The sequence below is a fragment of the Natronorubrum halophilum genome (genome assembly GCF_003670115.1).
Classification (GTDB): Archaea; Halobacteriota; Halobacteria; order Halobacteriales; family Natrialbaceae; genus Natronorubrum; species Natronorubrum halophilum.
Map to the genome: position 1 here is coordinate 677933 of NZ_QQTY01000003.1, position 24198 is coordinate 702130.

General features: G+C 51.5%; 23 protein-coding genes and 1 pseudogene. 6 read left to right on the plus strand and 18 right to left on the minus strand.

Translation table 11 applies throughout. The features are described 5' to 3' along the window. Window positions 1-115 precede the first annotated feature (115 nt). A pseudogene (locus DWB23_RS24050) lies at window positions 116-539 on the plus strand (IS6 family transposase); the annotation flags it as partial. A gap of 302 nt (window positions 540-841) precedes the next feature. After that, complete coding sequence (locus DWB23_RS15270; RefSeq protein WP_121743636.1) at window positions 842-1759, plus strand: LLM class flavin-dependent oxidoreductase; 918 nt, start codon at window positions 842-844, stop codon at window positions 1757-1759. Window positions 1760-2236: 477 nt separating this feature from the next. Here the strand turns inward: DWB23_RS15270 and DWB23_RS15280 are convergent, their stop codons facing one another. The 6 genes from DWB23_RS15280 to xacF all read right to left on the minus strand — a co-directional run bounded on the left by DWB23_RS15280 (window position 2237) and on the right by xacF (window position 7547). Further along, window positions 2237-2689 (minus strand): cytidine deaminase, encoded by a 453-nt coding sequence (locus DWB23_RS15280; RefSeq protein WP_121743638.1) that lies wholly within the window; start codon window positions 2687-2689, stop codon window positions 2237-2239. Window positions 2690-2691: 2 nt separating this feature from the next. Continuing rightward, on the minus strand, window positions 2692-3897 hold the full coding sequence (locus DWB23_RS15285; RefSeq protein WP_121743639.1) for a CaiB/BaiF CoA transferase family protein: 1206 nt from the start codon (window positions 3895-3897) through the stop codon (window positions 2692-2694). 133 nt (window positions 3898-4030) lie between these two features. Continuing rightward, window positions 4031-4447 (minus strand): VOC family protein, encoded by a 417-nt coding sequence (locus DWB23_RS15290; RefSeq protein ID WP_121743640.1) that lies wholly within the window; start codon window positions 4445-4447, stop codon window positions 4031-4033. A gap of 127 nt (window positions 4448-4574) precedes the next feature. Further along, window positions 4575-5366 carry an SDR family oxidoreductase gene (locus DWB23_RS15295; protein ID WP_121743700.1) on the minus strand — a complete coding sequence of 264 codons (792 nt, stop codon included), beginning with the start codon at window positions 5364-5366 and terminating at the stop codon, window positions 4575-4577. A gap of 114 nt (window positions 5367-5480) precedes the next feature. Beyond that, entirely contained in the window at window positions 5481-5897 is a 417-nt protein-coding gene (locus tag DWB23_RS15300) for a universal stress protein (protein ID WP_121743641.1), read from the minus strand. Between the two features lie 192 nt (window positions 5898-6089). Further along, complete coding sequence (xacF, locus tag DWB23_RS15305) at window positions 6090-7547, minus strand: 2,5-dioxovalerate dehydrogenase (protein ID WP_121743642.1); 1458 nt, start codon at window positions 7545-7547, stop codon at window positions 6090-6092. Between the two features lie 129 nt (window positions 7548-7676). Between xacF and DWB23_RS15310 the strand changes: the two genes are divergently transcribed. After that, window positions 7677-8570, plus strand: a complete 894-nt coding sequence (locus DWB23_RS15310; protein WP_121743643.1) for an EamA family transporter — start codon at window positions 7677-7679, stop codon at window positions 8568-8570. Window positions 8571-8574: 4 nt separating this feature from the next. Here the strand turns inward: DWB23_RS15310 and DWB23_RS15315 are convergent, their stop codons facing one another. The 4 genes from DWB23_RS15315 to DWB23_RS15330 form a co-directional block, all read right to left on the minus strand. Beyond that, window positions 8575-9606, minus strand: coding sequence for a glycoside hydrolase family 88 protein (locus DWB23_RS15315; protein ID WP_121743644.1), 1032 nt, complete (start codon window positions 9604-9606; stop codon window positions 8575-8577). Window positions 9607-9902: 296 nt separating this feature from the next. Next, window positions 9903-11150 (minus strand): acyl-CoA dehydrogenase family protein, encoded by a 1248-nt coding sequence (locus DWB23_RS15320; RefSeq protein WP_121743645.1) that lies wholly within the window; start codon window positions 11148-11150, stop codon window positions 9903-9905. 64 nt (window positions 11151-11214) lie between these two features. After that, window positions 11215-11562: a cupin domain-containing protein gene (locus DWB23_RS15325; protein ID WP_121743646.1), complete on the minus strand. Its 348-nt coding sequence runs from the start codon at window positions 11560-11562 to the stop codon at window positions 11215-11217. Between the two features lie 123 nt (window positions 11563-11685). Then, window positions 11686-12108, minus strand: a complete 423-nt coding sequence (locus tag DWB23_RS15330; protein ID WP_121743647.1) for a VOC family protein — start codon at window positions 12106-12108, stop codon at window positions 11686-11688. A 172-nt stretch (window positions 12109-12280) separates the two neighbouring features. Here DWB23_RS15330 and DWB23_RS15335 point away from each other — a divergent pair, with 172 nt between their 5' ends. Then, entirely contained in the window at window positions 12281-13255 is a 975-nt protein-coding gene (locus DWB23_RS15335) for a glycoside hydrolase family 88 protein (protein ID WP_238717469.1), read from the plus strand. A gap of 4 nt (window positions 13256-13259) precedes the next feature. Here the strand turns inward: DWB23_RS15335 and DWB23_RS15340 are convergent, their stop codons facing one another. Further along, window positions 13260-14057: an HpcH/HpaI aldolase family protein gene (locus DWB23_RS15340; protein ID WP_121743649.1), complete on the minus strand. Its 798-nt coding sequence runs from the start codon at window positions 14055-14057 to the stop codon at window positions 13260-13262. A gap of 99 nt (window positions 14058-14156) precedes the next feature. Here DWB23_RS15340 and DWB23_RS15345 point away from each other — a divergent pair, with 99 nt between their 5' ends. Further along, window positions 14157-14972 carry an enoyl-CoA hydratase/isomerase family protein gene (locus tag DWB23_RS15345; protein WP_238709565.1) on the plus strand — a complete coding sequence of 272 codons (816 nt, stop codon included), beginning with the start codon at window positions 14157-14159 and terminating at the stop codon, window positions 14970-14972. A gap of 30 nt (window positions 14973-15002) precedes the next feature. Here the strand turns inward: DWB23_RS15345 and DWB23_RS15350 are convergent, their stop codons facing one another. Beyond that, window positions 15003-15467 carry a MaoC family dehydratase gene (locus tag DWB23_RS15350; protein ID WP_121743650.1) on the minus strand — a complete coding sequence of 155 codons (465 nt, stop codon included), beginning with the start codon at window positions 15465-15467 and terminating at the stop codon, window positions 15003-15005. A gap of 160 nt (window positions 15468-15627) precedes the next feature. Between DWB23_RS15350 and DWB23_RS15355 the strand changes: the two genes are divergently transcribed. Then, a complete protein-coding gene (locus DWB23_RS15355; protein ID WP_121743651.1) occupies window positions 15628-17229 on the plus strand; it encodes a class I adenylate-forming enzyme family protein in 1602 nt (533 codons plus the stop codon). Between the two features lie 361 nt (window positions 17230-17590). Here DWB23_RS15355 and DWB23_RS15360 read toward each other — a convergent pair whose 3' ends face one another. From DWB23_RS15360 to DWB23_RS15385, 6 genes are all read right to left on the minus strand, one after another. Then, window positions 17591-17821: a hypothetical protein gene (locus tag DWB23_RS15360; RefSeq protein WP_121743652.1), complete on the minus strand. Its 231-nt coding sequence runs from the start codon at window positions 17819-17821 to the stop codon at window positions 17591-17593. A 99-nt stretch (window positions 17822-17920) separates the two neighbouring features. Next, window positions 17921-18772, minus strand: a complete 852-nt coding sequence (locus DWB23_RS15365; RefSeq protein ID WP_121743653.1) for a carbohydrate ABC transporter permease — start codon at window positions 18770-18772, stop codon at window positions 17921-17923. Then, a complete protein-coding gene (locus DWB23_RS15370) occupies window positions 18769-19701 on the minus strand; it encodes a carbohydrate ABC transporter permease (RefSeq protein ID WP_121743654.1) in 933 nt (310 codons plus the stop codon). Before DWB23_RS15370 ends, DWB23_RS15365 begins: the two co-directional genes overlap by 4 nt. A gap of 24 nt (window positions 19702-19725) precedes the next feature. Then, complete coding sequence (locus DWB23_RS15375) at window positions 19726-21156, minus strand: ABC transporter substrate-binding protein (protein WP_121743655.1); 1431 nt, start codon at window positions 21154-21156, stop codon at window positions 19726-19728. Between the two features lie 217 nt (window positions 21157-21373). Further along, window positions 21374-22537, minus strand: a complete 1164-nt coding sequence (locus DWB23_RS15380; RefSeq protein ID WP_121743702.1) for an ABC transporter ATP-binding protein — start codon at window positions 22535-22537, stop codon at window positions 21374-21376. An 818-nt stretch (window positions 22538-23355) separates the two neighbouring features. After that, window positions 23356-24156, minus strand: coding sequence for an IclR family transcriptional regulator (locus DWB23_RS15385; RefSeq protein ID WP_121743656.1), 801 nt, complete (start codon window positions 24154-24156; stop codon window positions 23356-23358). Window positions 24157-24198: the final 42 nt, after the last annotated feature.

Here is a 24198-nt window from a genome sequence, read left to right on the forward strand (position 1 = left end):
CACCAGCGGCCAGTGAATCGCCCCGGGGATCAAATGGTTCGAGAATCGAAGATCCTCGTCATCACGAGAGGGCGAAACTCTCGTGCGCTCCACCAGAATTCGAACCGTTCTGAGGACGGCGAAGCCGTCTCGAGTCGATATTAGTAAAATAGTCGACGAGATAGACAGCAATTGGTCTTGGGTATATGATGCAATGAATATAGATTCACGGCTCAGCCTAGATGTCGCAGTGTCCGAACGGCGAGACACCGATCCAGCCGCTGTGTTCCTGCACCGATTGACCGAGAAACGCGATCTTGACGACACGGTGTTTCTCGTCGACGACTACGGATATCTGGCTGAATTCTCTTGGTTGTGATTGTGCGATCAGTTCGACTACGTCGGAAGAAACCTGCTCAAAAAGTGGTTTCATACCCATAACATGTGGGTTGACCACTTCATAACCAGTGAGTAGGAAGTCAGGCGAATGCCTGCAATAGCCTTGAACAAGCCACACATTATTACAAATACAACGACTACACCAATCACTTAACAGATAGACACCAGCAGAAGTGCTAAACTAAACACTGCCATTCAAGGGAATATCTAATTTTTTGGGTTTCACAACACCATTTCAAACATTGTTCGTCAAACACCAGCTGTGCAACGCCTACGGTGACCTGCTTCTCAGCCGATCCAATACGAATATATTCGCCAAAACGTCATACAAGATCGAAAATCGAAAGATTTTGTGCATAGATGGTTTTTGAACATTTGTTTGGAGAACGCGATCTGTGCATTAGTGTACTATGCGAAATAGTATCATGGGATACTATTTACACTCGGAGTTGTTTGATAGGGTATGAGTGTGGAAATAGCTGTTAACATCTCAACCGATACTAATCCTGCTCTATCTGGATATTCGGAAGTCAAATGGGCTGACCAGTGTAATTTCGCAACTAAAATTGAATCGCAAGGATTTGATGGGATTGCAATTCCTGATCATTTAATGATTGGTGATGAGCATTCACTTGAATGCATCTCTCTTTCTGCCGCATTTGCACAGCTTACCGATGAAATAGACATATATCTCAATACAATCAATAATAACCTACGTCACGGTCCGCTTCTTGCAAAGACAGCGTCTAGTATCGACAATATAAGCGGTGGGAGGCTTAAATTGGGAATTGGAGCAGGATGGTATGAAGCTGAAGCAAATGCTTATGGATACAATTGGCCAGATGCCCCAGAGCGACTTTATAAAATGGAAGAGAGCATAATCGTATTAAAAAAACTCTGGACAGAAGATTCTGTTGATTTTGATGGTGAATTCTATAATTTAGATGGCGCAGTTTGTAAGCCACATCCGATACAAAATCCGCATCCTCCGGTCATGATCGGCGGCGGAGGTGAAGAGTTCACACTCCGTATAGCAGCTAAGCATGCAGATATTTGGAACTACTATGGTGATCTAGAAACTATAGATAGTAAAATGAAGATTCTTTCAAAACACTGCGACACATATGATCGATCGTTCGAGGACATAAAAAAATCCTGGTTCTGCCGCTGTCTCATCGGAGAGTCACGGGAAAAACTCGAAGAAATGAAGAAAAATGGAAATATTGATGATTCAGTTATAGTTGGAACTCCTAGTGAGATTCTTGAAAAATTTAAGCCGTACACTCAACTCGGTATCGATGAATTCGTGCTTGATTTCATCGATTATCCTAATAAGAGATCCGCAGAACTATTCGCTCGAGAAGTCGCCCCCTATCTATAATTTTCTTACTAACTGGCGGACAATCCCATACTGGAAATGTAACTATAGATGTAATTGAAACATTACGTTCATCACTGTATGAAAACCCAGTATACTTCCTTAGTATCCTTCCTATTAAGGCGGTGTACACGCTGAGAAGGTCTGGGAGCAACATTCCACACTGACTCTACGACCTGCTCGTTCCGCAAACTGGCCTAATTAGACAGTGCCTCGAGTTTCTAAATGAACAAGATCAGAACATGGTTCAGGGGCATCTTGAGGATCCAGAGTGGGAATTCTGCTTTCCTGGAGAATCCGTGTTCATCGTTGGGCGCGTTTCGTTCGATATAGATTGAAAGAGTAAGTATACGTAAATAGGCTTCTTTGCCATCGAACTATTTCAGCCACAGTAATCTCACTACTAAATCGTGGCTCTATTCCGGTTATTGTCTAACGTGATGCGACTAACTAAACACAGGCCCTCAGTCGTTCAAATCATCATTCTTCTAAGTGAACATCACGGTAACTTTTAATATACTTGTTTGGAAGCAGATTGATAGCATCGTCCTTGTGTAGCTCATCCTTCTCGCCAGGGTAGATTACCTGAATGTGCGCACCGAGATCTGTAATGAGTTCTCGGCAAACGCCGCAGGGCGAAACTACCTTGATTTCGTTCTCATCTTCCGCGGGCCCGGGATGTCGTACAGACACGATAGTCTCGATTTCATCCGAAGAATTGCCGTTCGCAACGGTTGTCCCGAGAACAACGGGTTCCGCACAGACAGACGCACGGCCGACATTCGCTTCGACATGGACGCCTGTGTGGACAGTCCCATCGGTCGTTCGCACCGCTGAGCCGACGTAGTGTGTCCCGTGGACGTACGCATCTCGGATAACATCTCGCGCACTTTCGATAAGCGCCTCGTCCTCTTTAGTTATTTTTTCGGTCATCGTTATTGTGATCTGGCACTACCTTCTTTCGCGGTAATTCCATTCTCCTCGAGAGTCTGGATTTCATCTTCATCATAGCCAAGCTCATCTAGGATTTCATCGGTCTGTTCACCAGGTGTTGGGGGATCTGTGAATTCAAGAGATGCGTTCGACATCGAAACTGGAACACCAGTCGTTTCGAACGTTCCAATCCCAGGGTATTCGAGTTCGATGATCATATCATTGTGCCTAACTTGAGGATGATTTGCGGCCTCCGTATAGTCGTTAACTTCTGCAACCCAAGCGCCTGCATTAAGCAAACGATCCATCAAATCTTCCGTCGGTATCTCTTGCGTTTCATCTTCAAGTTGATGTTTGATCTCATCACGATTCACGTACACTTCACGACTATCTGCATAATCACAGAGCGGTTCAATACCGAGTTCAGTGGCAATACTCGGCAGATTCGCGAAGGAAAGTGCAACATAGCCGTCTTCCGTCTCGTAGACTCCATACGGCGCACCGGAGTACACGTGACCGATGCCCGATTCACTACGCTCTGCCTTAGCATCCATGTTTATAGCGCTCGTAATCTCCTGTGTCTGGAAATCGATACCAGCGTTAAGGAGGTTCGTCTCTATTTTTTGTCCTTCGCCTGTGAGTTGCTGGTGATACAGCGCAACTACGGTGTGAAGTGCGATTGTGTTTGCAGAGTGTGCATCACAGATAAACGAACCAGCAGGTGTTGGAGGGTCTTGCTTCCGGCCAGTATTCTGTACGAGTCCGCTCATTGCTTGTGCGAGGATGTCCTGACCAGGACGATCTGCATACGGACCGTCAGATCCGAATCCGGAGGCAGATACATAGACGATACTATTGTTTATCTCTTTTACATCTTCATAACCAAGACCGAACTTCTCCATGACGCCCGGGCGGAAGTTCTCCACCAGCGCATCTGCTTCGTCGATAATGCCCTCAGCGATCTGTCGCCCTTCATCAGACTTGAGATCAAGTGTAATAGAACGCTTATTTCGATTCATTGCCAGGAAATATGGACTGGTGTCCTCGAGGAGAGCGCCCTCTATCGGGGCGGTTCGAACGAGCTCGCCACCGGCCGGCTCAATTTTGATGACGTCCGCACCCATGTCTCCGAGCTTTTGGGTCGCCCAGCCACCTTGTTGCATTTGGCTAAAATCTGCGATAGTCACATCATCGAGTGGTGTTGTCATACATCAGGGAACTAGTTGACCGATGGCTTAATTCCACCGATAATTGGACTAGTACCGTACAGACACGATCAGTAGTGAAAAAAGCGTCTCACCTCGGCACAACCGCCATTAACGGGACAGATCACAGCGGCTGTTATTCGGGTGGAGGTCCCTCAAGACGTTCGATGAGTTCGATGGCGTGGCCATCGGGGTCCGCAACGAAGGTGATAGTATTCCGGTGCGTACCGAGGTCGATGGTTTTCGGTTCGAGAATAACGTGACAGTTGGTGCGCGCAACGAGGGTCTCAAACCGTTCCTGAAGGTCCTCATCTACGAGTAGACAAACCGAATGGTCAGCGTGAATGTTGTTGCCACTGCTGGCTTCTACAGGCGCATCGTTCGATGGGTCCTCAAAAATATGGATGTCAGATCCTGTTTTCGGACCGACGTAGACGTGTTCGACTCCGTCTTCTACGAATCCCCACTTTTCATCGAATCCCAGGCCATCGATGTAAAATTCTTTCGACCGATCGAGATCCGTTACTCTGAACGCAGTATGTATGACCTCCATAGATACCAATTTGAACGGACCAGCATAAACCTAGGCAGATCTCGAGGGGAAAGACAGTGGAAAATATCGAGACGGTACAACGGCTGCGAAAACACACCGGTCGCCACACGAACTAACTATTGGGTGGTCACAAGTTCGATGACCCGAGGCCCCCGTCAACCGGGAGAGATACACCGTTTATGAAACTTGAGCGCTCCGAAGAGAGGTATGCGACGGCGTCACCGAGTTCCATCGGATCGCCGATCCGACCGACCGGAATGTTTTGACCGCGCTCCTCTAGCCCCTGTTCGTAAGACTCGTACTCACCACGTTCGACCCCTTGACGGACGAGCGCTGCTGTCCGATCCGTTTCGTGCGGAGCTGGCAGGACCGCGTTGGCCCGAATATCGGGTGCGAGTTCTTTTGAGAGCGTTTTTTCGAGACCGATGACGCCCATCCGAACGGCATTCGATAACACCAGCGACGGAATGGCTTCTTTGACACTGCGCGACGTGATCATAACGACAGTTCCACCGCCACCAGCCGCCAGGTGATCAACGGATTCTCGAACGAGGCGGACGACACTCATTACGAGAAGTTCGAACGCATCGTACCACTCGTCGTCAGTCGTTTCAAGGAACGGCCCGCTTGGGGGGCCGCCGGCATTCGTGACAAGGTGATCGATACTACCAAATTCCTCGACAGTGCGATTTACGAGTGACGTGATATCGTCCGCGTCGGTAAGGTCGGCTGTATGGCCAATTACTTCGCCGGTAGCTGTCTCTCTTACTTCTTCGACCGCAGCTTCGAGGCGGTCTTCGTCGCGTCCATTGAGGACAACGTTTACCCCTTCTTCTGCGAGGCGAGTTGCTGCAGCCTTTCCGAGTCCGCTGCTGGATGCTGTAATCAGTGCACTATTGCCTTCGATTTGCAGGTCCATATTGATCATCTTCTATCCAACAGTATCTTAAATGTATCGACGTCGTCTTCCTGTGAGAAACCTGTCATCACCTGTTCCAGCAACGCTCGGATAAAGATGAACGCCCGGACGTGGCTAGTGAACAACCGTTACCGGCACTGGAGCCTGACGGACGAGTTGTTCAGCGATACTTCTAAAGAGAATCTCCAAGAGGCTGGATTTGAAATTCTCGCTCACCACGATATGGTCCGTATCCGTACTCTCCGCCAATGCAATTATCTCCCGAACGGGCCTTCCAGTGATTACTTTCGTTTCAACGTTGCAGTCCGAAGAGGATAGTAATTCGATTGCGTTCGCAAATATCATTTCCATGGTTTCGTTCTGTCTTTCCAAAATCTGATCGCACGCGTAGCCGCTGCCCTCTGTATAGCTCCCTACGTTCATCGAAGAGATCGTTACCAACGTAATATCTTGATCGCCGAATCTTTCTGCGGCGTACCGAACTGATTCCAGCGCCGACTCCGAGTCGTCGATCGGGACGAGTGTAGGCATACATGTTATCTGTTCCCTATGGTAAAAAATAGCACTGTCAGGAGAAAACCACTTCAGAACGAACGTTTCGGGGATAAATCTCGAGGGAGTGGCCGGAAAGTCGGTCTGGAACAGACAGGTGGTTGTCTCTTCCTGCTAATGGTGGCCGGCCCCGACTTCAGATACGTATCGTTAGCCGCGGATAGTTTTCATTCACTGTTGGTAGTTTATATAGACTGTCCGGCTGATCGAGTAGAAATCCAGTCCGGCATCACCCTGCTCGCGGTAAGTTTCGCTCGAGGAATCTTTAAATCCGCCGAACGGAACGTGGAGTTCGAGACCGGTCGTCTTCTCGTTGACCTTGATGATACCGGCTTCAGCACGCGTTGCGAACTCGTGGGCCTCAGAGAGGTTTTGACTTACGAGCCCCGCCGCGAGCCCATATCGAACATCATTCGCCTGCGCAAGCGCGTCTTCGAAGCTAGAGACGGGGATGATACCGAGCACCGGACCAAATATCTCCTCTTGAGCGATACGCATATCGTTCGTAACGTCGGAGAAGACGGTTGGCTCGACGAAGTGGCCGTTTTCGTAGACGCCACCGGTAAGTTGGCTCCCACCGGTTTCAAGCGTAGCACCCTCTCGTTTTCCGACCTCGATATAGTCTAGTGTTGACTCGAGTTCTGACTCACTGACGTGTGGACCCATATCGTAGTCTTCGAGGCCAGGACCGATTTCGATACCGTCGACGTGAGCGGTCATCTCGTCCACAAACTCCTCGTAAATGTCCTCGTGGACGAGTGCTTTCGACGTTGCCGTACATGCCTCGCCGGTCACTCCGAAGCAACCGTCAGCCACGATATCCACTGCACTGTCGATATCCGCTGTCGGCATCACAATGGTCGGGTTCTTCCCGCCTAGTTCAAGCTGAACGCGCTTTCCGTCCTTGGCTGCTTGTTCGCGGACCTTTTCGCCGACCGAATGGCTTCCGGTGAACGAAACGGCATCCACAGACGGGCTAGCGGCAATGGTGGACCCGACAGCTCGACCGGGACCAGTCACGAAATTCACGACACCATCGGGGATGCCCGCCTCCTCGAGCGCTTCGACGAGTTCGAGGACGATCTCCGGAGCGAGCGATGCGGGTTTGAGCACGACGGTGTTCCCCGCCGCAAGGGCCGGCGCCATTTTCCACGATGCGATCGCAATGGGGAAGTTCCAAGGTGTAATGAGACCTGCAACTCCCAGTGGTTCATTCTCAGAGTAAAGGTGCGTACTTTGGTTTGAAGACGCCTTTACAGAGCCACCGAAATCACTTGCCTTCGCCGCGTAGTACGCGTAAATATCGATGGCGCGCTGGACCTCGCCTGACGATTCGGACATCGTCTTCCCGACCTCGCGAGAAAGCGTCTCCGTTAATTGCTCTTTCCGTTCGGCGAGTATTTCACTCGCCTTGCGCAGGATGCGTCCACGCTCTGGTCCTGGAGTTCCCGCCCATTCATTCGAAGCCTCGTTAGCGGCATCGATAGCTGCTTCTGTATCCTCAGCTGTCGACTGTTGATAGTGCCCAATAACATCGCTGATATCTGCCGGGTTTCTGTTCTCGAACGTTTCACCGGACGTGGATTTGACCCACGCTCCGCCAATGAAGTTGCGTTGCTTGCTTGGCATGCACTAGTACGATTAGAGCGCCCTCCTATATTATTTGCCCTCAATTATTTGTCCAATTCTTAACAATAGATGACAATCGAGGGTCCAATAGCAGAACAGGTAAGAAACTACGTTTTAATTGTTTAACTAATGGTGGAAATTCCATCGAGCTATGGGGTAGCCTATGCAGGAACAGGAGCAGTTATTTGGGGCGCGTTCCTCTTTTATCTGAAGTACCATTTCAGTGAATATCCGCCCGCACTCGTCCTCGCAGTGACTAACGTCTTTTCAGTGGCGTGGTTTTTAGCCGCCGTTGGACTTACCGCGAACCGAACAGTGGTCGACGGGATCGTGTCGTTACCGCCGAGCGATTGGGTTGCGGCATTCGTCGTGGTAAGCGTATTCTCACTGGGGCTGCTTATGCTGTATCACGCCCTTGCAGTTGGCGACGTTTCGTACGTGGCACCGCTCAGCAAGCTCTCACCAGCATTCGTTCTGCCACTTGAGGTCATTGTACTCGGTCAATTTCTCAAGCCTGTGCAAGTTATGGGAATTATCATCGCGACGGGTGCCGTCTACATAGCAAATTACCAGGGCGGTGGTCTCCACGAACCGTTCCGCACCGCCATATCCGCTCGTCCTGCGCGCCTCGCATTAGCGAGCGCACTCCTACTCGGGATTGTAGACGTAAGTCAGCGAGCGCTGCTTCAAGATGGGGGAATCACTCCGGAGGTTTGGACGCTGGTCAAACTCGCAGGCGTACCACTGGTTCTGAGTCCTATTGTGTGGCGAAACTGGACGTCCAGTGTATGGGCCGATCTTCGCAAGTTCGCGGTCGCCGGTGCGTTCGTCGGTGTCGGCGAGTGGTTGACTGCACTCGCGTTCTCATCCGTCCCTGCAAGCGTCGCCTCCCCTATCATCAGTTTACAGGCGATTGTTGCCGTCGTACTCGGTGGAATCATTCTTGGGGAGGATCGCCTTGCGCTGCGGCTCGTAGCCGCTGGCAGTGCCGCAGTTGGCGTCGCTCTTATCGCACTCGGATAACTGATTATTGGAAGCAACTCGCCGCCATCAGGAACAATCCCTGGCCGTGGAGTGTAACACCAATGGGTGCCTCAGGTCCACCGGGAACGACCGCGACGCGACGAACGTCTCCGTCGTCGTCTACGACGCCCTTACAGACTTCCATTGCTCGTTCAGCAGATTTTTCGTATTTCTCGTCCTCAAGGACTCCAAGTTCGAGCCCTCGTTTGAACGTGTACGCTGCCATAAGCGTTCCCGACGTCTCGAGAGGTTCCTCTGGATCATCCACGATATTGTGCCAAAATCCTGTGTCATCTTGGAGGCCGACCATTGTCGAACACGTTTCTCGAAGTATTTCTTCCATGAGCGCATGTCCTTCGTGATCATCAGGAACGTGCTCAATGGTGTCTACTAGCGCACAGGTGGCCCATCCGATCCCACGCGACCAGAAGCAACTCTGAACGTATGAGTTTGGTTGTTCCATCCACGTGTGTCGGAATAAGCCCGTGTGGGGATCTTGCAGGTGTTTGCGTTGTACTTCGAACTGTTGGATCGCGTCATCGACTGCCACGGGGTCATCTGCGAGAACCCCGTACCGAGCGAGAAACGGACAGACCATCCATAGGCCGTCAACGGCGAGCGAGATCTCACCGCGTTGCTGGGGAATGCCACCCTCATTGGAACGCTCGACATCTCGGAGGTATTCGATTTGCTTTCGTGCGGCGTCGAGATAGTATTCCTCTCCCGTTCGATCGTAGTACTCGAGAACCCCGTGACCGATCGCGGCCGGGTCGGGAACGGACTGATATTCGCCGATGGTCCACTCCGCCGCCCAGTCGAGGTGGAGCGGATCAAGCGAGCCGTAGGAAAATTGTCCATCACTGGTCTGGGTCGCTATACAGCGATCGACGATCTCCTGGGTTCGTTCGGGTTGTTCCCCGGTTGCAAGGAGTCCATCGATCAGGCAGGCTTTCTCCCAGTCGATTCCCATCTCCATGTCCCAATCGACTGTATTCTCGGCGACACGACTAACTATGTCCGATAGCGTTGCTGTCATCGGTTCACTTACAACGTTCTCGGGGGGTTAGATAAATGTTTTCAGGGACCATGGGTCATGTCATCTACATGTCTAGATGCTTGTCGAACATACTGACGAGATGGCTTTCAGACGCCTCTTTTAGGAGTAGACGACGGGATCGCGGATGAAACGACTGAATAGAGGAATGTGTTTGTGACTTTTCAAACGGCCAGCCTCGCATGCCGACAGTGAACGCTCCATGACAGCGTCCAAAACGGGTTTTTTGAGCTTCTACACCGCAAACCATAGCGATGAAGAGTTAGCGATAGAATCAGTCACAGGTCCAAAAACGCATCAGCGATAGTGAGTTTTTGTATTTCGTCGGTTCCATCGTAAATGCGTGTTACCCGGGCGTTTCGGTACTCTCCCTCGAACGGGAGCGAGCGAACATACCCCGCACCACCGTGGATCTGGACCGCGTTATCCGCGACGTTGTTCCAGAGTTGTGCTCCACGAAGTTTGGCGGCACTTTGCTCCCATCGGTCTCCCTCATCTCGATCAAATTTCCATGCGGCGTGACGATACAGCCACCGGACCTGCTCAATATCCGTTCGCATCTCTGCGAGCATTCCCTTCACGAACTGACGTTCGCCGATCGGTTTTCCGAACGTCTCACGGCTCTCAGCGTAGTCGACGCATTCGTTGAACATCCAGTGGGAACGTCCGACAGCACGGGCTGGGATACTGAGCCTGAAGTACCCAACTGATCCCATCGCAATATCTACGAGCCCGCGGCCGCGCGTACCGACCATCTGTTCCTCCGGAACGCGACAGTCCTCGAAGTGATTGAATGCGATGCGGCCGGCGTCTTCGTCTCCCATCGGGCGTTGTGCTTTCCCACGCGTCCATCCAAGATTCTCATTGGTAACGACGAAAGCAGAGATACCACGGGCATCGCCATCATCTCCGTCAGTTCGAGCGAAGACAATGATGGCATCGGCAAACGTCGAGTTCGTTATCCAACATTTCGTACCGTCTATGGCCCATTCACTCCCATTCTTCTCAGCAGTAGTGTCGAGATGGGTAATGTCGCTTCCATGCCCGGGCTCGGACATTCCGATAGTAACGGTCGTTTCAGCGTTCATCATCGGTTCGAAGTACTGTTCGCGAAGGTTGTCGTCCGCATGCATCGGGAGCAGCGCCGGTGTCAAAAGCGTCTCCAGTAGCATCTCGTGGAAGCCATCTGGATGTCGATTATTCACGTGTTCAAGAATGATGAGGTACTCGAGGAGGGGCATTCCCCCACCGCCCACGGATTCGGGCATGTGCATCGTCAGAAAACCAGCACCCGCGGACCGCTTCCGAATTTGATCTCGAACAGCGAGGTACTCGTCAACGAGATAGCCGTTCTCATCCAGTCGGTTCTCGACCCCCCTATCGCCGAGGAACTGGTCGTATTCCTCCTCCAACGGTTGAACCTCGCGCTCGATGAAACGATCGATCTGACTCTTTACGAGTTCCAGTTCCGAAGATTCCGAGAAATCCATACCGGCAGGGGTTGCTGTGGACGTTGTGTCTGTCATTGGTACAGTATGCGCACGATAGTATCGTCAGCGGATGATGATTCAACCGCACGAAGCGGTAGAGCTACTCTTCTCGGTCCGTCCAGAAATCGAAGCCGCGGCCCGGTGAGAAAACGTCGAGACCGACGGCGCGCTCGTCGCTTGCGTTTTCGACACGGTGGGGTTCGTCGCTCTCGAGCCAGACTGAATCGTATTCACCGAGCGTGATGCTGTCATCCTCGGTATGAACGACCATTTCGCCCTGCAGAACGATGCAAACCTGCTCGTTTTCGTGGTCGTGCATCGGAGAGGAATGCCCCGGTGGCTTCTCGAACCACTCAAAGGTGAACTGATCGCTACCTGCGAGAGAGACTCGCCGCCACCCTGTTTCCGGTTCGTACGTTTCTGCGTCGTCGAAGTTTACTGGTTCCATGGTTTCACTGGTTGTCTGGGATTTGTCGAAACGACAGCGTGCTCCCAGTCGTGGCAGTAACTGTCGCACGTAGCGTTCGTAGATTCGAGTCCCACTTGATAAATCTTTGCTAGCGGTGTCTAGTCATTCTTCCAATAATTCGACGACGTTTCCATCCGGATCCTCCATGAACGCGAGTTTTACCCCGTTTTCAAGCTCCTGTGGTGAACTCTGGAAAGGCACATCCCCTCTCAGTCTCTCGTACGTCACATCGGCATCGTCGACGGCGAGGCAAAAATGCGCAGCGCCGACGTCGTTGTTATCGACACCATCGTTCGCGTTTTCGCCTTCGGGTTGGCAGTAGTCAATGAGTTCGACCACACAGCCGTTCGCATCGAGGAACGCGAGTTCGACCTTCGTATCCGCGACACCCACTGCTCGGCCAAACGCCTCACTTTCCTGTTCGAAGCGGTCGAGTAATTCCATACCGAGCGTATCCCGGTAGAACGCTAACGACGTATCCATATCAGTCACGACAACACCGTAGTGGTCTGCTGAACCGATCATATAGACACGATTTCGTCTTCGGTAGCTTAAAGACTCGTGTTGGGTACCCTCTTCCGATACGTTTATACTGGGTTCGTGGGTTTACTAGAACGCGTGTTTGAGAATGAATAGCGAGCTATCAGAGCTCGTCGAGCGTGTCGCAGCGTATGCGCTCGACGACCAAGTATTCAACATGGAACAGCATGACTGGGAAAAAGGATGCGCTATCAACGGCCTTCACGCCGTTGATCTCCACGAGGAAGAGACGCGCTACCTCGTTGACCGATCCATTGAAACGCAGACTACTGACGGACAGCTCACGTATGGCAGCCTCGGCCTCACGCCGTATGGCTGGGAGCCGGATTGGGCCGGCGACAAGAACGAATACAAATCGTATGCGGACCCGGTCGTCCCGGGCCACGGGGTCCTCGAATACTACGACCGAACGGGGGAAGAGTACTACCTCGATGCCGCGCGTAAGCAGTACGAACAGCTCCGGTCTATCGAGACTACGGAGGATGGTGGCATCCCGATCTCTCGGGGAGAAAAAGAACTGCTGCTCGACTCCCTGTATCACTTCGCTCCGTTCATGGCGCGATACGGTCAGCTCGCGGATGAGCCCGACGCCATTGACGAAGCCGTTTTTCAGATCAAGGTTCACGCCGATCGCTGTCATGACCCGTTTAGCGGATTATATCGACAGGGATGGCGCGAGAGTCCGAACTCGTTCGCACAGGGTACGTTCTGGTCACGGGGTGTAGCGTGGCTTACTACGGCAATCGTCGCCACGCTCCCGTATGTCCCCGAAGATCACGATGGATACGATGATCTGGTCGAGATCCTCCAAAACGTCTGCGAGACCGTCCTCGAGTACCAGGACGATAGCGGCTTCTGGCACAACACGATCGACGACGAGACCTCGCCACTCGAGGCATCAGGGACACTGATGTTCGTGTATACGTTCGAGGAAGGAATCGAACAGGGAGTCCTCGACAAGGATACCTTCGGAGAACCATCACAACGTGCAATGAACGTCTGCAAGGGACTCGTCAACAGTCAGGGCGGCGTGCGACGCGTCGCAGTCGTACCCGGTGGACCCGAAGCCCCGCTCGGTGTCGCGCTCCACGGACAAGGATTCTTCCTGCTCGCAGCGAGTTATTTCCTTTAGTCGATCACTCGCTTCCTTTTACTCCGTGAACGGCATCTGCTGCTCGCTTACTGATACCGGAGCGAAGCGCATCAACATCGGATCCGACGACCAGTAACTGATAGCCCGAACCGGCTTTCTCTACGGCATCTTCGTTTCCGTTAACAAAGCCCATCGTCGGAACGTCGGCGGTAGCACACGCATCTTCGACTTCTTCGATGGCATCTTGGACGGAGTCGTGACTCTCCTCGAGCGGATGGCCGAGCGAATGTGAGAGATCCCACGGGCCGATAAATGCGAACGCGAGATCATCAACGGTAAGGATCCCGTCTAAATTGGAAAGTGCGCGTTTATTTTCGATCATTACGCCAACCTGTACCTCGCGGTCCGAGCGACCGATATAATTGTCCATCTCTTTTCCCCAGCTGTTCGCACGCACACCAGCTAGCCCACGGTCGCCGACGTCATCGTTGTAGGTGAAGTGCGCCGCCTCGACACTCCGTTGGACCTCCGCTCTCGTCTCGACCCGAGGCAATAATACGTTCCGAACGCCCGTATCGAGCACTTTCCGGATAAGCGCTGGTTCGGTCGTCGGGAGACGAAGTATGAGTTCGATATCGGAAACATCCGCGGCCCGTGCGAGGTTTTCGACTCGCTCAGCATCGTACGGATTGGGACCACCGTGCTCGAGATCCACCCATACGAAGTCTATGTCGAGACTTCCGTACACCTCGATGAGGTTCGGGTGAATAATAGTTGAGAGCACACCGACGGTCGTATCCCCGCGATTGAGCCGCGCTGCGAGGGTGGGTGAATTACGCATCGATCGGTAGAACGATCACGAGCGATCGATAAGAATGTTTGGGGATAGATAACGTATTACGAACCAAGACTTAAGTCAGTTGTTACCCCATCTCACAATGTGTCATCCAAGACCTTCGAGACGATCGATTGGAGTTTTGATGAGCAAACAGGCATCGGCCGAATTGTTCTCGACCGACCCGACAAACTAAACGCACTCTCAAAGCAGTGTTGCGACGAGATCATCGCAGGACTCCAGAGATTCGAGCATCTAGATGAAGAAGGGCTCTACGAGGAGGACAATGGAGTCAAGACCCGTATCGTCATTCTGGAGGGCGCTGGTGAGGACGCGTTCTGTGTCGGGTCGGATGTCGATGAGTTCCACGATGTGAAACCAGGCGTATTCAATTTCAATCCGATGTTCACGCACGTAGAGCAATTTCCTGCGCCGATTATTGCTAAGATCGATGGGTACTGCCTCGGCGGCGGCCTCGAGCTCGCACTGTCCTGTGATTTTCGCGTCGCGAGCGAGGAAAGCGAGTTCGGATTCCCCGAGATTCAGCTAGGTATTATGCCTGGCGATGGTGGCACCCAACGCCTGCCGGAAATCGTAGGGCCAAGCCGAACGAAGGAACTCGCAATGACGGCAGAACATATCGACGCCGATGACGCGCTCGAAGACGGCATCGTGGATTACGTGCATTCGAGAGCGGATCTCGAATCAGAAGTCTTCGACTTTGCGGGGCGCATCGCCGAACAACCACCGCTCGCTGTACGCGCCATCAAAGACTCGGTCAACATCTCTCAGGAGACAAACCTTCGCGTCGGTCGGTACTACGAGCGTCGCGCGGGGAACTGGCTTACGGCCACTGAAGATCACGAGGAGGGTGTACAGGCGTTCGAGGAAAAACGCGATCCCAATTGGGCGGGGCAGTAACCCCACTCAAGCGCGAATAGATACTATTTTTCACTCGTTCGCCGTCCGCCGTTTGACCAGTAGGATGTGATCGTCGACGAGGACGGTTTCATCGCGTTGATTCGTTACCGTATACGTATTCACGATCCGGCCAAACTCTTCGTTATACTCGACGACGTCGGTAACTTCAGTGTGGACAGTGATCGTATCGCCGATAAATACGGGATTCACGAACCGGATCGTATCGTGACCGTAGCTGAAGGCCTCTACTGCCCAATCGATTCCGATAGTCTCCGCGATGGCGTGAACCATGTTTCCAGGTGCGATTCGCCGACCGAACGCCGTGTTCTTGGCGGCTTCCTCACTTACGTGAATGTCGCCGAAGTCCCCGCTAACGCCGGCGTAGTTCACTATATCGGCTTCTGTAATCGTCCGAGCATCCGTGACAGTCCTTTCCTCGCCCAATTCTACGTCCTCGAAGTATCGGTCGCTGCGACGCGGACTATGTGTACTCATCTACGGGTACTCTGGTTTGCGTTGGTGACTGTTATGTGTTTCCATCCCACAGAGCCTGCTCGAGTTGCGTTCCTATGTGTGACCGCTTCCAGACGCCACCGACACCCCGAAACCCGCCGGATCCGGGGTGTTTTTACCGATCGGAGCAAATTGAGTAATAATGCACGACAAGTCGGCATGGGCACAAAACCTCGGGACGCTGCACGATGACCGTGTTGCCGTGGCTCCGGACGAACCAGCACTCATCCTCTATAACGACGAAACGACCGTCACGTACGAGGAACTCGCAGCCGCTATCTCCCGCGCCGGAAACGCACTCCGCGATCTCGGAGTCGAGCACACCGAACGGGTTGCACTCTGTTTCGAGAACGAGCTGGAACTGGTTGCAACATACTTCGGCGCGATACGAGCTGGATTCGTCCCAGTTCCGGTCAACGTCAAAGCGGCATCTAAAACCGTTCGACACGTCATCTCCGACAGCGGTGCACAGATTATAGTAGCAAGCGAAAAAGCACATATTCGTTCCGTAGCCGCGGACGCAATCCGCGAAGACGATGGATCAAGCGTTCTAGCGACGTATGGAAATTATGACGAAACAGATGACATACGCGTTGTTGATTTTGAAGCATACACGTCCAACGCATCAGCAACGTTGGATCCGGTAGATGTTGCGTTCAATGACCCGGCGATTCAGCCGTACTCGAGTGGATCAACCGGCAATCCGAAAGGTATCGTACTCTCACACGGTGGCGCATACTGGAATACCAAGCGGTTCAAACAGGTAAACCACATGGATGAGCACGATGTGACACTCGTCGCTGCACCGCTCTATCATAAGAATGCGATGCTAAACACGAAAACGACGCTTCTCGGTGGCGGAACTGTTGTGATAATGGACGAATTTAACGCATCAGCGGCTATCGAAGCTATCGACACACACGACGTCACCTATCTCACAGGAGTACCAGCGATCTACCAGTATCTCGTCGAAGATAACGCTGCACTCACGTCCCACGACGTCTCCTCGGTTGAGGCTGGTAGTACCGGGAGTGACGCGGTCCCCGACTGGCTCTACGAGAAGTTTAAAGCGGAGTTCGGTGCGCCGCTTACCGAGGGATACGGTTTAACTGAAGGTGGACCTATGATAACGATGACGCCGCGATGGGGCGTGAAAAAACGGGGGAGCGCAGGGATTCCGCTACCTGAAGTCGATACGAGAATTATCGATCCAGAGACAGGCGAGGAGTTACCGGACGGTGAACCAGGGGAATTGATCGTAGCCAGCCCTGGCGTGGCACACTACTACGAACGTCCGGATCTGGAAGCAGAACGGTTCGAAGAGCGCGACGGCAAACGGTTCCTCCGTACGGGTGATCTAGTCTATCGCGATGACGATCGCTATCACTACATCGTCGGCCGATTGGACGATATGCTCATAGTTGGCGGAGAGAACGTGTACCCGGCATCCGTAGAGCAACGGCTCGAAGAGCATGATGCAGTGTTCGACGCGGTCGTCGTTCCCGTCTCACACCGTGTGAAAGGCGAAGTACCGGTGGCATTTGTTATTCCTAATCGAGACACCAGCGAAGAGATTCTTAAGCAATTCACGCTCGAGAACGGACCGGCCTACGCCCACCCCCGCCGGGTTTTCTTCGTCGAGGACTACCCACTCACTGGTACTGAAAAGGTCGACCGTACAGAGCTGACAGAGCAAGCAGCCGACCGGGTTGGTACCCTGCCATCAAACCCAGACGATGACTGAACAATCACGATCCGACGAGGAAGTCAAAGCACTTGAAGCGGGTACCGTTTGGCTGACAATCAATCCTGATGACGAGTATATTTACGATCGAATTAGAGATGACGGATTTCAACGCTATCTGCGTCGAGCTCATGAAGGAGTGGTCACTGTAGGTGATTCATGGGACGAGTTCGTAAACGATGGATGTGGCTCACGAACGGACGTAACGATCTGCGTACGGTCGGTTGAAGGTGGATGCCGTATCGGTCCCCAGACAACATTCGAATGGGATTGAGTGCCGTTTCGCGAGTTTTGCAGGAGGCCTGTGATTCTGCGAGGATCATTGTATAATCGTCTCCCACCCGAAAGAGCGCCCTAACCGTTACGTGGAACGAAACCAATTAACCGGGTTGCCAAAGCCAACTTTGAGGATAAGGGCGGCCATCAGAAATAGGGTAACGATCGCGACTATTGCCTGTGTGTCGTCGAAACCGCCCCCGTACTGGAAGGTCAGTATACTGAGTGCCAGCATATACGCCGCTAATGCGATATACCCGATTGTCGACGTCACTATTTTCGTGTGGTGCCAAATCACCCTGAAGTTCATTGCCATATCGGACAATATAAGCCGAGGGACATAAGTGTGGCGTAAGTTAGCGAATTGCATTACGAGATGGTGCAGCGAAGAGATGGTAAACGGGAAGGAAGAATACTAGTCAGACATCTCGAACGACTTCGAGAGGGACTTGCGAGAGAGCAGATAGAGCACGGTCGGTGGAGTGCCAACGATAAGCGTTTCCGAGAGAATTAGCGCCCACGAGGTCGAAGCATCAGTGCCATGGATCGTCAGATAGAGATCGACGACTGCAGGTCGCGGCCCTGTCCCCGTCGTCAACATCGAGGACATCAGGAAATCGTTCCATGCAGTGAGAAACGCCAGGAAGGCAACAGCAACGATTGCTGGAGCAGCCAGTGGAAGAATAACCCGAACAAAGGCTGTAAACGGCGAACAGCCGTAGATTTGGGCGGATTCCTCGAGATTCATCGGGAGTTTCGCGAAATAATCACGAAGGATCCAGATGGCAAACGGTGCGACGAAGATCTGGTAGGAGATCCACAGGCCTGGAATCGTATTCCACAATCCAAGACGGTGCCAGGTTTCCGAGATGGGGATGATTAGCAGAATGAACGGGAACATGATAATCAACAGTACCGCGTAGAATACTGTCCTCTTCCCTTTGAAATCAAGCCGCCCAAACACATAGGCGCTCGGGATGACAATGATAAGGGAGAGTATCATCGTCCCAGTTGAGATGATTATACTGTTCACCAGTGATTCTTGAAGACGATCGAACGCAGTTGTAACTGCCTCGAACGTGGGTTCCTTCGGGATGAGGTACAAGGAATCTGCAAACAGTTCCTGGGGTGGACGGAGTGCCACCGATAGTGCATACACAAACGGGAGAACGCAGATGAGCGCGATTAGAAGGGCGATCCCGTAGCTGGCAAAGACAACCAGTCGGTCACTCAGCGATCGTTGAGAGCTAGCGTTTAGATCGATCATATTTGATTACCCTCCTGCTTCTCGTAAGACCGGATAAACAAGATGATAAATCCGAATACGAGCAGTAGGAAAATGAGGCCGACTGCGAACGCCATTCCGAGATTACCGCGGACAAACGCAAACCTATAGAGAAGCAGCGATAGAATTGACGTATCATTGCCAGGACCTCCATGCGTCATCTGCAGCGGTTGAGATATTTTCGTGAGGTTCCAGACGATCCGAAGCGTGAACACCACGAAGATTGCCGTCTTCATCTGAGGAAGCGTCACATAACGGAACGTCTGTATTCGGCTCGCACCGTATACTTTGGCAGATTCGTAGTACTCGTCAGGGATACTCACGAGTGTAGCGTAGAGGATAATGAACATGAACGGCCAGAACGTCCACGCACCAACGAGCGTGATGGCGGCGAGTGCCGTATCCCCGGACGTACTCCAATATATCGGTTCGTCTAATATCCCGTGTTTCGTCAGGAAACCGAAGACCGGACCGAGCGATGGGTCGAGCAAGAACAACCAAAGTGTCCCAGTCGCTACCGGGGGCATCGTATACGGAAGAAGATACATGCCGGACAGGATGCTCTTGAACCGGACTTTGTTAATCGTAAGCGCAGCTACAAGCGCGATAACGAGCTGCAATACCGTTGCGAATCCATAGATGATGGTCGCTTTCAACCCGGTATAGAAGCCATCCCACGTGAATAGATACGTGTAGTTATCCAACCCGACAAACGTCGCCTCGCCGCTTCCAAACGGCCACGTGTGCAAGCTCATCCAGATCCCCTGGAGAAACGGCACCCAGACGAGAAAGATGATAAACGATAGGAGGGGGACCAGAAAGAGGTAGGCCAGTTTATTTTCCTGGATGGCCTCCACCCACGTATCTATATACTGGTTTCCTCGGATCGTTTTCACATTATTTAGCTTCATTATTATGGGGTGTTTGGTGAAATTTTACTCTCGAGCGGACCAGAACTCGTCGAGTACTTTGTTGCCATCTTCGGCACCCATTTCGCAAATCTCATCAGCGGTGAGTTCACCCTGGAAACCTCGTTGTAGGTATTCTCCCATACTCGAGGAAGCCTGGATATACATTGGATGAGATGTATGGACGCCTCGAGACGTCTCAACCATGTTTGACATAACCTCGACGACGTTGGAAGTGTCTCCGTAGGGCATCGATTCTGCTGTAGCTTCCCAGAGATCACGTCGGACTGGGAGGAATCCCGCATTTTGGACGAGTGACGTCTGAATCATCTCACTAAACCAGATTTCTGCTAACTGAATCGCGAGTTCCTGTTTACGTTCCCACTCTTCTTCGTCAGCCCCCTCCGGTGCTCTCGTGATCGCGATACCATATGTGAGCATCGCGTTGTTCATACCGGATGGTTCGGTCCAGAATTCTCCCCATTGAACATCGCCGTTCTCCATGAGATCAGCACCTCGATTGAGTAGCGATGGGATTACCGTTGGTTCCATAACGCTCATGCTCACCTGACCAGCTACGAACTGATCGAGTACGTCGTTGTCAGAAGCACTCGTCGTCTGGGGTCCAGAAACTTCGTGTTCGTGGTAGAGATCCAGGATATCCTGTATAGCCTGTCGCCATGTGTCCGTATCGAAGTTGACTTCTCGGTAATCATCACTGAAGTAACCGGCTTCACCGACATCCCCACCAAGTGCATTGGTGTACGGCTCTGCGAACGTATACCAATCGAATTCGTGTCCCATCAACTGGAACCCGTAATCACCGGGACCGTCCTCAGTCAGCGCGGTCGCGACCTCGACGAGGTGGTCGTAGTCTTCCGGCGGGAAATCCGTTTCAGGGTCAAGGCCTGCCTCCTCAAAATGATCGATTCGCGCCTGGAACGGCTCCTGTGGAACCATACCAACCGGGAACGTCATTATTTCTTCATCCATATTCGGATGTTCGCCCATCCACTTGATAGCGGTTTGAACCTCTTCTTCCATCCACTCGATGCCCGCCTGGACTTCTTCACTGAGCTCACCTTTCCATTCCTCAAAGGGAAGGATCCACCCGCCTTCCTCCATGAGGCCAGCAGCGATCTGGTCACCGGTGAAGATCACAGGATACTCACCCTGCTCAAAGTTGGTAATCCATTCAGCGCCAGCCATCTGGCCGAATCCTGAAAGGTTCACATCAACTGTTGAATCAGTCTCTTCTTCGAATTGACTAACAGCATCATCAACCATCTGACGCGCTGCGTTAGACTGGACATTGAACGTATCCCAGTACTCAATATCACCGTCTCCACCATTTCCCCCGAGGCACCCAGCTAAACTAACCCCAGCAAGGGCGCCGCCAACCCCCTTCATAAAGTTACGTCTTCGAGCATTGCATCTACGCATGGTATTGTCTTCCATTCTACTCGGGTAGATGAATCACGCCATCATAAATGTTTGGGTGCCGCACTTCGTGTTTCTCAGCGGGTGCACTTACACTAAAGCCAGTACCCACACGAACACGGATTCCTGCGCTGCTCTGTTTAGATCCGTCGCCGCCACCAATTACATCTAGACGTCCGAGAAACAGTGCTGATGATGTCTCAAAAATTTCTGTTATCTCCTCTTCGAGCACGAGTCACAGTATCCGTTCGCCCGTGTCTGAATCAAATAGCCAGATATTCTCCGGTTGCAGGCTAACAGAGACTGCTTCGGCGTTTTGCTGGATTTCACCTTGTGTCGTCGTTGATCTGATTTCACGCTCATCAGCCTGTAGATACACCGCATCTGTATCACCACGGGGCTCAATAACTGAAATCTCGGCGGTAAACATCGGTGTCTCCCCGTTCAACTCTATGTATTCAGGACGAACACCGAGTGATACCGATTGGCCATCGGAGAGATCGGCAGTACTGAGTCGTCTTTCAGGAATAGGAACACGAAAGAGACCAGTGTCTACTTCGACTGTGTCCCCTTCAACCGCTACCGTGGCGTCGAGCAAATTGGTCGACGGCGAGCCGATAAATTCTGCTACGAACTGGGTTGCAGGATCGTTGTAAATATCGTGTGCAGAACCAACCTGCTCGATGTATCCTTCGTTCATGATGACGATTTTGTCACCTAAGGTCATCGCTTCTTCCTGATCGTGCGTGACAAAAATCATCGCAGTATTTAATCGCCGTTGGAGCTTCTTCACTTCGACGCGCATAGAGTCACGCAGATTCGCGTCGAGGGCGGAGAAGGGTTCATCAAGCAAAAATGCGGCTGGTTTTATCACCATTGCACGCCCAAGACTCACTCGCTGTTGTTGGCCACCGGAGAGTTCCGACGGTTTTCGATCGAGCATTCCTTCGAGGCCGAGCAACTCCGCCGCTTCTTCGACGCGCTCATTCTTTTCCGATTTCGAAAGATCAGACGTCATATCGAGTCCGAACCGCATGTTTCTCCTGACGGACATATGCGGATAGAGGGCGATTTCTTGGAACACAAACGCGAGGTCCCGGTCTTTAGGAGCACGACCGATGACATCCTCACCTTCGATGGAAATTAGGCCCGAATCTGGTTCTTCGAGACCGGCGATCATACGGAGCGTCGTGGTCTTCCCGCAACCAGAGGGACCAAGGAAAACAACAACTTCGTCATCACCGACATTCAGATTGAAATCCGCGCAGGCGACGATCTCACCGTTGTTGAACGTTTTCCGGATGTTTCGGAGCTGAATAGCAACCTCGTCCATTGCGATATCCTCCTTCGAGGTATTATCATGATTACTGCTCGCGACCTTCTCGTTTTGTGTAGCCATTACATGGTGCAGTGTGCCAACCCTAATTAACATTTTTGTCTGTGAAACAACAAGTTTGGGGAGTCACGAGAGATCTAAGAGGGTTGAGGAGTCGTTCAGACCTGCATGAATGGCACCTTCAAGCGCGGAAAACCTCCCTCAAAATTCACGGAGCCAACTTTGTATACACATACAATCGAAACCAGTGCGCGTATTCAATGAGAATAGGATCCATATAACACACTTTGGCTGTAGAGTGATTCATCATTAGTTACAATCCAAGGAGATTTGTTATAGAACTATTGGATGGGGGCTGTGAACAACTCACACAGACATGTTCGCGAGAGGTGAATTATCTGGGTTTTTTCCTACTGAAATTCCAAGATAATATGTGCATTTAATTCAGAATCATTCTTACCGCGTTGCAGTGTCCCGGTTTTGTGTCCAGAGGAAAATACGCGCTATGTGAACAAGAACATTGATAGAACAAGAGAGAGACCACCAATTTCAGTCTAAATCGGCATTTTCCAACCCACATATATAGGTAATAATAGTATTGCGTAACCAGGGCGTTTTACGAGAGGTGAACGTGAGTTTACGGCCGATACTTCACAGGGCAGTAAAACTGAAATCGAAAACGCATTGTTAGCTATTATGCTCGATAGTTTGTACGCGTATGGCCTTCAATTAGCTACACTCACCCAGCGGATTACACAAGTACAGATGTAAATGTTCGGCGCAGTTATTTACAGCAGTACGTCTGTATATTGGTTGCAAATGGCCTGCGATACCAAGATTAGAAACAGACTTGTCTATTGGGATAGCGGTGATAATTAATATTAAGTATTATCGTACCCCCTTTCATTCATAGCATTAACTTCTATAATATTTGAGAATTCAACAACTTTCTTTGGAAGAGTCTCCTGAAACCGTTCATCATCAAAATGGCTTATAGATCCAGATATATTAATTGCACCCATGATCTCACCTGAAGAGTCAAGAACAGGGGAAGCAACGCCACGCATCCCAGAGACAGCTTCCTCAGTACTGAAAGCAACATCCGTCTTCCGAATTGTTTCTAGTTCATCTAACAGTTCATCAGGATCCGTGATAGTATTTTCTGTAATCATCTCGAGTTCGTTTTGAAAAAGGATTTGTTCTAATTTCTCTTCAGGGAGATGTGCTAATATCGCTTTCCCAGCGGCATTACAGTTTAGGGGGCATGGTCGTCCAACGGGGTACTTAGCTGCAAACATTCCTTTCTTCCCCGATACAGCAAAAATGTGAATACCAACACCGTGCTCTTCGACCATGATTTGGACAAATTCACCCGTTTCCTCAGCGAGTTGCTTCGCTGACTCACGGCCATACTTGTATATGTTATAGTGGGTGCGTCGAAGAGACTCTGCCATTGTAATAAATCGATAGCTTGGTCTATAGAGATACCCTTTCGTCGTAACAAACTCTTGCTCCTCAAGTGTAACAAGATATGAATGGAGGGAACTCTTTGAGTAGTCAAGAGATTCAGCCAATTCAGTCAATGTTGCCCCCTCCATCTCATGCAGCGCCTCTAATATATCAGTCGTCTTTTTAACCGCCTCAATCGTTCGTTTTGGATCTGCTTTGTCTATGCCTCCCATACAAGAGATAGACGAGCGTATAGACAAAGCGATTGTGGTTCT

Bases quoted from the DNA above. Each gene is read 5' to 3' on its own strand.
- DWB23_RS15310 (WP_121743643.1), top strand. From the start codon at position 7,677: ATGGTGGAAATTCCATCGAGCTATGGGGTAGCCTATGCAGGAACAGGA.
- DWB23_RS15360 (WP_121743652.1), bottom strand. From the start codon at position 17,821: ATGGCAATGAACTTCAGGGTGATTTGGCACCACACGAAAATAGTGACG.
- DWB23_RS15285 (WP_121743639.1), bottom strand. From the start codon at position 3,897: ATGACAACACCACTCGATGATGTGACTATCGCAGATTTTAGCCAAATG.
- DWB23_RS15295 (WP_121743700.1), bottom strand. From the start codon at position 5,366: ATGGACCTGCAAATCGAAGGCAATAGTGCACTGATTACAGCATCCAGC.
- DWB23_RS15340 (WP_121743649.1), bottom strand. From the start codon at position 14,057: ATGCGTAATTCACCCACCCTCGCAGCGCGGCTCAATCGCGGGGATACG.
- xacF (WP_121743642.1), bottom strand. From the start codon at position 7,547: ATGCCAAGCAAGCAACGCAACTTCATTGGCGGAGCGTGGGTCAAATCC.
- DWB23_RS15375 (WP_121743655.1), bottom strand. From the start codon at position 21,156: ATGGAAGACAATACCATGCGTAGATGCAATGCTCGAAGACGTAACTTT.
- DWB23_RS15350 (WP_121743650.1), bottom strand. From the start codon at position 15,467: ATGAGTACACATAGTCCGCGTCGCAGCGACCGATACTTCGAGGACGTA.
- DWB23_RS15365 (WP_121743653.1), bottom strand. From the start codon at position 18,772: ATGATCGATCTAAACGCTAGCTCTCAACGATCGCTGAGTGACCGACTG.
- DWB23_RS15280 (WP_121743638.1), bottom strand. From the start codon at position 2,689: ATGACCGAAAAAATAACTAAAGAGGACGAGGCGCTTATCGAAAGTGCG.
- DWB23_RS15370 (WP_121743654.1), bottom strand. From the start codon at position 19,701: ATGAAGCTAAATAATGTGAAAACGATCCGAGGAAACCAGTATATAGAT.
- DWB23_RS15380 (WP_121743702.1), bottom strand. From the start codon at position 22,537: ATGGCTACACAAAACGAGAAGGTCGCGAGCAGTAATCATGATAATACC.
- DWB23_RS15325 (WP_121743646.1), bottom strand. From the start codon at position 11,562: ATGGAACCAGTAAACTTCGACGACGCAGAAACGTACGAACCGGAAACA.
- DWB23_RS15290 (WP_121743640.1), bottom strand. From the start codon at position 4,447: ATGGAGGTCATACATACTGCGTTCAGAGTAACGGATCTCGATCGGTCG.
- DWB23_RS15315 (WP_121743644.1), bottom strand. From the start codon at position 9,606: ATGACAGCAACGCTATCGGACATAGTTAGTCGTGTCGCCGAGAATACA.
- DWB23_RS15335 (WP_238717469.1), top strand. From the start codon at position 12,281: ATGGAACAGCATGACTGGGAAAAAGGATGCGCTATCAACGGCCTTCAC.
- DWB23_RS15320 (WP_121743645.1), bottom strand. From the start codon at position 11,150: ATGACAGACACAACGTCCACAGCAACCCCTGCCGGTATGGATTTCTCG.
- DWB23_RS15270 (WP_121743636.1), top strand. From the start codon at position 842: ATGAGTGTGGAAATAGCTGTTAACATCTCAACCGATACTAATCCTGCT.
- DWB23_RS15300 (WP_121743641.1), bottom strand. From the start codon at position 5,897: ATGCCTACACTCGTCCCGATCGACGACTCGGAGTCGGCGCTGGAATCA.
- DWB23_RS15355 (WP_121743651.1), top strand. From the start codon at position 15,628: ATGCACGACAAGTCGGCATGGGCACAAAACCTCGGGACGCTGCACGAT.
- DWB23_RS15385 (WP_121743656.1), bottom strand. From the start codon at position 24,156: ATGGGAGGCATAGACAAAGCAGATCCAAAACGAACGATTGAGGCGGTT.
- DWB23_RS15330 (WP_121743647.1), bottom strand. From the start codon at position 12,108: ATGATCGGTTCAGCAGACCACTACGGTGTTGTCGTGACTGATATGGAT.